Source organism: Bradyrhizobium sp. Ken01, assembly GCF_055807355.1.
In genome coordinates, this window is the sequence record NZ_JBVVPC010000101.1 from 1 (window position 1) to 7481 (window position 7481).

Below are 7481 nucleotides of genomic sequence, written 5' to 3' on the forward strand. Positions count from 1 at the left end.
AAACTTGTTCGTCGTCTTGCTCGTCATGGCTCCATCCTCTCAGGAGTTGGAGCCTCCGGCAAACCCGGGGCGGTTCAATGGGCTTACGGCGCATCCTCATCCACTGCCACTACGGCCGTCACGTTGCTCTGGAGACCGACCGCTGGCCGGACGACGTTCGCTTGTCTGATATCGCGCGGCGCTTCGTTTGCCGCCGGGTGCGGCAACCGAGGTTCTGACGTTAGACCGGATTTCAGTAGCGGCAAGCCAGCGCCATTTGCGACCCCTAGAGCTCGGTAGCTGCCCCTAGATGTCGGCACCCGTGAGTTGTTGCGCAGAAGACACCACCCCACCAATTCCACGGAAGCCCCCTTTGCGCTGCAGCGCAACCGTTGGTAACAGGTGGCGGCCGTGCACTTCGCCTGGGGTAGGTTGAGGAACGCTCGGCACACGGCCGCCCGGTCACGGGGCGGCCGTGACCGTTTTCAGCGAAGCATGAATTGCTTAAAGTTGTGTCGACAAGGCGAGTGTTAAGTTTATTACGCTCAAGCCTTTGCAGCAGCCAGGCTGGACAGGTTGCGCACTGATCAAGTCGGCCCCCGAGCGTGGGGTCCGCACCTAACCAGCGCGGGGGCCGAAGGGTCTGCCGACACAAGGGTCGGGAGCCGGATCATGTTGCACACTGCTTTTCAATCCGGCTACTCCAAAGTGCAGTTGGGACGGGGCCGTGGGGGACATACGCGGCCTTGTGCTTGTGGTTGAGGGCCCGCCAGCTGCGCCAGCCCCGGCGGGTCCTCCCACACTTCGATGCCTGTTAAGCCTGCTGCCGTTTGTGAACTAGATCGTATCCCAAGCAAGAAATGCTGGGGTACGATCTTTTCACCCGGGCTGACGTCCCGCCGGACTTCAACTGGAACGCCAAATGGCCTATCGGTGGCATGGGCTACGATAACCTTAGAACACTGTGACGGAACGAGGCTGGCGGCGGCCGTTCGACGAACCGGTAAATACACCCGGAGGCCGCTCGCAACGCTGCTGGATGCCGGCGAATACATGGCGGCGCGGCCTAAGAAGGAGCACGACCGGGGGAGTGGGGGCAGCGATGGAAGCCCTGCTGCTGGTGGTCGAGCGCGGCGAGCCTACACTGTTGTCGCGGATCGGCGCCATGCGGTGTCAACCGGCATTATGTTCCTGAGTTCCACCCGAAGGGCAAAGAGCCGCATTGGGACCGCGCAAGCTGAAGAGGTATCATTGCCGTCCGGATGTAGGACCAAGGCGAAGAAACGAAGGTTTTCGCAACAGATGAAGTCGCCCAAGCCTGGCCGGACGAGCACGATCCCGACGGCGTGGCGTTCGAATATGACGCGATAGCCCCCCAGCGTAAACCGGCTGGCTGGTCAGCCGCCCCAGCGGAACGTTCAGCAGTGCTTGGGAAGCCATGACCAGCTCCATCATTCTTGTTCCTGGCATGCTGGAGCCGTTGCGCCAGGCACGCATCTACGGTTTTCTGATTGAGCGCGCCGACGGGGTCTATCACCTTGGCGGAAGCAAGCGGGCATGCTCGACGGCATTGGCGATGAAAATGGTCGAAGGTGGTTGGCTGGTGAAGCACGGATTTCGGTACGAGCCCACAGAGAAGGGACTGCGAGCGGCAGAATGAGCGCCCTGCCACCTCCTGACGTGCGCCCGGGAGGCAAGCCATTACGGTCGATGCAGGAACCAAGGGATTCTTGCTGTGTTGGCCATTCGCGGGGGTGACCTCAGGAATTCACATGTCAGCCCAGATCATCAGGTTATCCGACCATCGCAGGATGCGTCCTACGCCATCTTCGAGTTTGATAGACCTGCAGCTTTCGTTTTTCGCTGCATACGTTGACGTAAGCCTCGCGGCCTATCTCTCGGTGGTTAAGCCCCTCAGCTTGGCCGCGGCCGTCGCTCCGCCCAAGGGACCCTCATGAAGTGCGTCACCTGCTAGGACCGTGGGCTGGGTCGGCGAAAGCCATCCCGACGGCCCCGACACTTCCACTGTGGCGACCGGCGCGCCATGTCCGACCTGCAATGACCCACACCGCTAAATGCCTGTCTTTTCGCACATGCCTAACGCATCGCGATCGGACCGCCCGCAACCGACGGCAGAAGCACTGGATCGAGGCGAAGAACCGCAGCCATCCAGCGATGCTGGCGTCAAACTCTCGTCGGGCGAAGCTTGTCTTGCTCCCCGCGATCCGCGGCCGTGTACGGTGGGGAAGTTGACAATGCAGTTGATTCGGAGCGTCGGACCTGTAATTTTTTCTCTTGGGAATGCCAGGGTTTACGTGGTCGCAGCGACTCTATGTCATGGTTGCCAGCATCACTTTGCTACTGGCACAGGCCGCGGAGTGAACCGGCGAGCTGCCCTCCTGCCCTCGGCACGAAGCCAGTTCGCACCGCGGCGAAATCTTCTTGAAACATAGCAGGTCGATCCTAACCGTATCAAATACCGGGATGCCACATGCTAGTCCTGGTGAACCTGATTTGGCGCCGGCTTGCCTACACGATGCTGATCGCGACGCGCTCCAAGCCCGTCCGGCAGTAAGGGTGAAGGGGGGCTTTCGTCAGGAGGCGACGCGATGCCCAAAGAAATCGCTATAACGCTCTGGTCCTCTGCAGCTGCCTGGGTGTCGCATTCAGCACGGCTGCTCTGGTTGCGGCTCACTGGCAGAGACACAGATCCGCGAGCACTGAACCTCTGCAGAAGTGGTGCCGACCGGGACGGTGCCTACAGTCTCTGTGCAGCGCCCCTCCTCCCGGTCCGCAGCAAAGGGCCCATGTCTCGGGCCACACGTTTGACGGAAGCAATATACCTTCCAAGCTCGGTGGCGATTTCGATCGCGGTCGAGCCCGCGCTGACCATTTTGATCAGCATCTGCGCCTCGTCCTCGGTCCACCGCTTAGGTTTGTGATTTCGCACGCCACGCTCCGATTCGCGACCGAGAATAGCAAAGCTGTTCCCGTACTCGGAACCAAATGCCCGCAGGAAAGATTTCGGTTTCTCCCCATCCCGCGAAGGTGCGATGGCTGGTTACCGACAAGGCGATCTTCAATCCTTGTGGAATCTGGAAATTGTATGCGGCACGACCGGTTAGGCCCGGCGCAATCCGAACTCACTGCCGCGAGGATCGAGATTCGATCCTACCCTGTTGATCCATAGTAACACTGATCAGGAACGTTTCCTGCTCGCAAGCCCTAACACTTGTACTTCGCCCGTCTTGCTTATCGACAAACAGAGTATATTCGATATTGCACCCGCCTGATCCGCAGCTTCGCGTTTCTGCGAGGTATCCAACTTGCTTCTCCGGCAGATGCACCGTGAACAGCACTTGCCCGTCGGCCTGTCTGCGACAGCCCTTATCCTCAACAAGGAACTTGCGCCGAAACCCATCGAATTCACGCGATAAAACTTGGTTTGAAAGACCGACGGCTTCCACACCCCCATGCGGACCTATCATCGTTAGTGTCCATGGAGCTGGCGTCCTCGTCTTCTCGATCTGATAAAGTGCGGGCTCTCCGTCAACAGTTATGACAACTTCGCCCACGCGCCGAAACCCGCCGGCCCATCTATGGTCGCCCAAGTCGTCGAGCTTGTAGTCATTTTTCATGGCCATTTCCGTGCCATTGCTAGTCCACTTTACCGGACCGAGGTCTTTCAGATCCCAGCGCATGAGAGTTACTCCAAGAGGACCACCAGCGTCTGGCAAGAATGCCCCCAGCAGGTTCTCTAGGGAAATCCGGTTTCTCCCCGCGGCAAACACCTCGCCATCAATCGACGACTCATACCAAGGCGTTTGCTCTCCCTTGGTCTCCTTCGTCACAGCTGAGCGCGTTGCTTTCAGAACATCTTCCAGACTCACGTTGGCCTTCACGATCTCTGCCTTGAGAAATTTAGTGTACGGGCTATTCCTGCCGTCACCGTCGAGCGCCACCCCATTTGGGGCGGTGGAGTAGGATATCAACACGCCACCGGGGCCCTTCGCAAACTCTCTCCGGGGTTGGCACCGCTGTACTTAGATTACGGGGCGAGCTTCTGGCCAAACCTGGCTTGATATCTGCGATAGCACTGAAGGGAGAGTTCCGACACGCATCCAGGAACGCTATCGTTGCAGCGGCGCCGGATCTGCCAAACTCTTCCAGCGTATCGCCCATCGATATCGCCTCCCGGTCCAGATCGCCTGGCCCTTTGATAGCGTTAATCGCGCCAATCGGGATCAGGTAATTTTGGCCCGCGTATTGAGCCCCGTGACCTGAAAAGAAAAAGAAGACCGTTGCGTTCTTTGGAAGCTTGTCGATGAACTTCTGGACCGTAAGCCGCATGCCGCGAACATCGAGGTTCGTACCGAGCGTTACCTGAACCCCCATTTTTTGTAGGTCGGCGGCCATATCTATCGCATCATTGATGGGATTGGGGAGAGCATTGGTTTCATAGGCGCCGCTGCCTATAACAAGGGCGAATTTCCCGCTGTCTTTGATCTCCGCGCTGTTGCCTTGAACGGACCATAGCTGCAAGAAAACAAAGAGCATGGCCGTGAAAACGGTGCGAGCTATGATGCGTCCCATTGAGATCCCACCTAATAAAAGTCCAAGACATTATGCCCATTCTGGTTTTCGGGTCCGTGACAAAGGTCACCGCAAAAACCATTTCGTCTTGCAACTTCGTTTTACGCTCTTCGACGCTCGGCACTGACGCCGCATCTTGGCGCCAGCGATATCTAACCTGGGTTGACCTTGGTAGAGTTCGGCAATGTACGGCATGATAACCTACCGCGCAGCGACGCGCCGCCATTTGGCTTCGAGCGACGCATTGATCGCGCGGACACGAGCTTCGTGCACCGCCCAGAATGCGCGGCTCGCCGCAGCCGTTCCGTGCTGGTACGTTGCATAGACATCAGCCGGGCTCGCGGGCAACGGTAGTACTTGGGGTTTTGCGCTTGCCGTTACCCGCGCGGGCTCTGAATCCGGAGGGACCGCAGGCAGCGCGCCGGGGGACGCGAACGGCGAATTCATGGCGATGAGGCGGTTGCGCGCGCGGTTGCAGTACGTCGTCGAGCGGGCTGTCATGATCTCCTCACCGTGCCCGGCCCGATATTTCATGAGGGCCCGACACAAGTCGCCCTGCGCCAACCGCCAAGCCTTGGCGAGATAGGTCACGCCATAATGGATGTTGACCTCCGGCTCCGCCAGTTTCGGCCTGGGGGCCGGCGAAGCCCAGCATGGCAGCGGTTCCCGCCCTGACCTGCATCAAGCCCACCTCACCGACGCGACCAACCAGACCGGCATCGTAGTGGCTTTCCACGAAGACCACCGCTTCTGCGATGTCAGCGGGCAATTGCGTCTTTGCCGTTTCCTTCTCGATCAGGGCCCGAACGGATGCGCGAGACGGAAACCGTTCTGAACCGCCAGCCGACAAAGTTTCGACGGCGTCCGGTGTGGCGGCTTTCCTAGCCACGTCGACTGGGTCGCCGTCCCGTGCTCCAGCTGGGACTGGAATAGTCATAAGCACCAGTGCCGCAAGACAGAGCGGCGCCGGCTGTGTATTCCAGGAGAACCGAGCGCAGACTTTCATCGGCTTCAGGCAACTTTGTGGAGGTCGGGCAACGGTAGGATATCCCCCGGGTTGGAAACAAGTCTCTTTAGGTCGCTTGGGGATGTCAAAGGAGCTGGTGACCCCATCCAGTAGCCAGCGCTTCGTGCCCGCTCCAGCTTCCGATGGTTCTAGCGCCGTCGGTGATACACATGAGGGACACCAGCTAATGCCGTCACTCCCGGCAGAGACCAGGCAGGTAGTCGACTGGAGGCCAAGCCGGGGGGCAAAGTTTTCGTCAAGGGCAAACGCTCACAAGGACAAGCGTAAGGAACTGGCGTCGCATTACCAAGTTTTCCCACCTGTTTTCATAGGCGGGCGGAGGGGGCGATGAGGATAGCGACGGCCGGTGCGATCGCACTGATCTTCACGTTGGAGCTTGGGTGGTTGGCGGCCTTAGGTTGGTTCGCGCGCAAACTCGCTCTTTGGATTATGTGACTCGCGCTTCTGAGCGACCTCTGGCGCCACCACTTTGTTGAGCGACTGCGTGGGCTCCCCCTGGGGTCGCTCGCCAGGCCGCTATACCCCAGGCGTAACACAGCCGGGCTCCACTTTCGGTTCAGGTCAGAGTCCGTCAGCGTTGGCACGCGACGGGGAAGGAGAAGATGCGGGTGCTTTTCGGCAATGGCAATGATTGGGGCAAACACTATTCCTGGATCGCCGAGGCGCCGCTGAAGAATTGGCAGCAGCGTTTTGTCACCGATGAAGGTCATCTGCGCGCCTGCGTACCCGCGACGGGCTGCCCATGTGTGAGAAGTGCATCGATCTCGACAAGAAGATCAAACGATACCGGGATGGCATCTCGCGTGAACGACCAGATAGCCGGCCACAGCAATGGCCCAGCTCGTCGCTGATCTATGGCAAGGAAGGCCGAACTACACCCCGAGACCAAGGAGTAAGGCCGCCAACTGGGCCTCTCGCACTGGTTCACGGTGGCGGGGTCTGGCCGAAAGTATCCTACTTTAGTTTAGGAACTCCCCTTGTGCCTAGCGTCGAGGCACGCGGCGGCCCCCCCGCATAATCGGCGAAATGGCTGAAATGCTCGGGAAGGACCCTAGCGCCGCTCCTGCCAAGAACGCCAGCACCCGGCTGGGTCCACCCGTTGGACCGGCAGATCCGCATTCAGGCGGTCTCCTTGCTTGCGCGAGGGCGCCTACGGCATTGACGTCACGCACAAGCTGAGAAAAGCTAGTATCTTTCCAGATCAAAGGTTGTTGCTTCATGAGTATGGAAAACCTGAGCGACGAGAGCGTCCTCCGCTTTTACGAAAACATCCGGATCCAAGTAGCCGCCGATCGCGCCTCGGGAGGTCGGTACCACCTTCTTGGCAACACCGCGAAACAGCACGCCGACGTCCTGCGCGAGGAGATTGATCGCCGGCGTCTCAAAGCGGATCGGATCGAATGGCCGTAAAGGTGCGGCCTGCGTTCATGGCCAAGCCGATTTCGGGCGCCTCGCCGCTTTAGTTCGCGAGCTTCTAGTTCTTTGAGCCGCTGCGGTCATTCATCGGCGGGAGGGAGAACTCTGCTCTGTTTTCCGGCGACGGAGTCATGGCCGATCTCGACTCGTCGCAATTCTCGCGACGGTCGCCCGAAGTACCTTGATTGCGGCGGGAGCCACCGAAACAGACCGCCGATCGCGGAGCCCAACGCGGCGGTCGATCGGCCTGCTTCTCTCCTTCGTCAGCAGGAGAGCCGATGAGGACGAGTTGAGCACGAGTTGAGGAGACCGGAGGCTGCGACCGCCCTGCGCCCGTAACGGCGACGTTGTTCTGTCAAGGTTGCAGTCACGGCCGTCACGTAGCTTAGTGAGCTGCTGCCGGTTTGATGGACACCCGGTTAAGCTAATCCCACCTTGCGCTCGAACTCAACAGGGCTGAGGTATC

At 59.5% G+C, this 7481-nt stretch carries 7 protein-coding genes; 3 read left to right on the forward strand and 4 right to left on the reverse strand.

What is annotated here, in order from left to right:
• The first annotated feature begins 1417 nt into the window (after nucleotides 1–1417).
• Nucleotides 1418–1639, forward strand: a complete 222-nt coding sequence (locus AC0L3S_RS38470) for a hypothetical protein (RefSeq protein WP_473285089.1) — start codon at nucleotides 1418–1420, stop codon at nucleotides 1637–1639.
• Nucleotides 1640–3122: 1483 nt separating this feature from the next.
• On the opposite strand, the gene AC0L3S_RS38475 is transcribed toward AC0L3S_RS38470, so the two are convergent.
• The 4 genes from AC0L3S_RS38475 to AC0L3S_RS38490 all read right to left on the reverse strand — a co-directional run bounded on the left by AC0L3S_RS38475 (nucleotide 3123) and on the right by AC0L3S_RS38490 (nucleotide 5578).
• A complete protein-coding gene (locus AC0L3S_RS38475) occupies nucleotides 3123–3974 on the reverse strand; it encodes a caspase family protein (protein ID WP_473285091.1) in 852 nt (283 codons plus the stop codon).
• Nucleotides 3925–4572: a caspase family protein gene (locus AC0L3S_RS38480; protein ID WP_473285093.1), complete on the reverse strand. Its 648-nt coding sequence runs from the start codon at nucleotides 4570–4572 to the stop codon at nucleotides 3925–3927. Before AC0L3S_RS38480 ends, AC0L3S_RS38475 begins: the two co-directional genes overlap by 50 nt.
• A gap of 201 nt (nucleotides 4573–4773) precedes the next feature.
• The gene (locus AC0L3S_RS38485) at nucleotides 4774–5163 is read right to left on the reverse strand and encodes a hypothetical protein (RefSeq protein ID WP_473285101.1); all 390 of its coding nucleotides are present in this window, start codon (nucleotides 5161–5163) and stop codon (nucleotides 4774–4776) included.
• Nucleotides 5081–5578: a transglycosylase SLT domain-containing protein gene (locus AC0L3S_RS38490; protein WP_473285095.1), complete on the reverse strand. Its 498-nt coding sequence runs from the start codon at nucleotides 5576–5578 to the stop codon at nucleotides 5081–5083. Before AC0L3S_RS38490 ends, AC0L3S_RS38485 begins: the two co-directional genes overlap by 83 nt.
• 623 nt (nucleotides 5579–6201) lie before the next feature.
• On the opposite strand from AC0L3S_RS38490, the gene AC0L3S_RS38495 reads away from it, so the two are divergent.
• Together AC0L3S_RS38495 and AC0L3S_RS38500 are read left to right on the forward strand one after the other, a co-directional pair.
• Nucleotides 6202–6450: a hypothetical protein gene (locus tag AC0L3S_RS38495; RefSeq protein ID WP_473285097.1), complete on the forward strand. Its 249-nt coding sequence runs from the start codon at nucleotides 6202–6204 to the stop codon at nucleotides 6448–6450.
• A gap of 367 nt (nucleotides 6451–6817) precedes the next feature.
• Nucleotides 6818–7009: a hypothetical protein gene (locus tag AC0L3S_RS38500; RefSeq protein WP_473285099.1), complete on the forward strand. Its 192-nt coding sequence runs from the start codon at nucleotides 6818–6820 to the stop codon at nucleotides 7007–7009.
• The last annotated feature ends 472 nt before the right edge of the window (nucleotides 7010–7481 follow it).

What these genes read in the sequence shown, in the direction of transcription:
- AC0L3S_RS38470 (WP_473285089.1), top strand. Translation starts at nt 1,418, where the DNA reads ATGACCAGCTCCATCATTCTTGTTCCTGGCATGCTGGAGCCGTTGCGC.
- AC0L3S_RS38480 (WP_473285093.1), bottom strand. Translation starts at nt 4,572, where the DNA reads ATGGGACGCATCATAGCTCGCACCGTTTTCACGGCCATGCTCTTTGTT.
- AC0L3S_RS38490 (WP_473285095.1), bottom strand. Translation starts at nt 5,578, where the DNA reads ATGAAAGTCTGCGCTCGGTTCTCCTGGAATACACAGCCGGCGCCGCTC.
- AC0L3S_RS38495 (WP_473285097.1), top strand. Translation starts at nt 6,202, where the DNA reads ATGCGGGTGCTTTTCGGCAATGGCAATGATTGGGGCAAACACTATTCC.
- AC0L3S_RS38500 (WP_473285099.1), top strand. Translation starts at nt 6,818, where the DNA reads ATGAGTATGGAAAACCTGAGCGACGAGAGCGTCCTCCGCTTTTACGAA.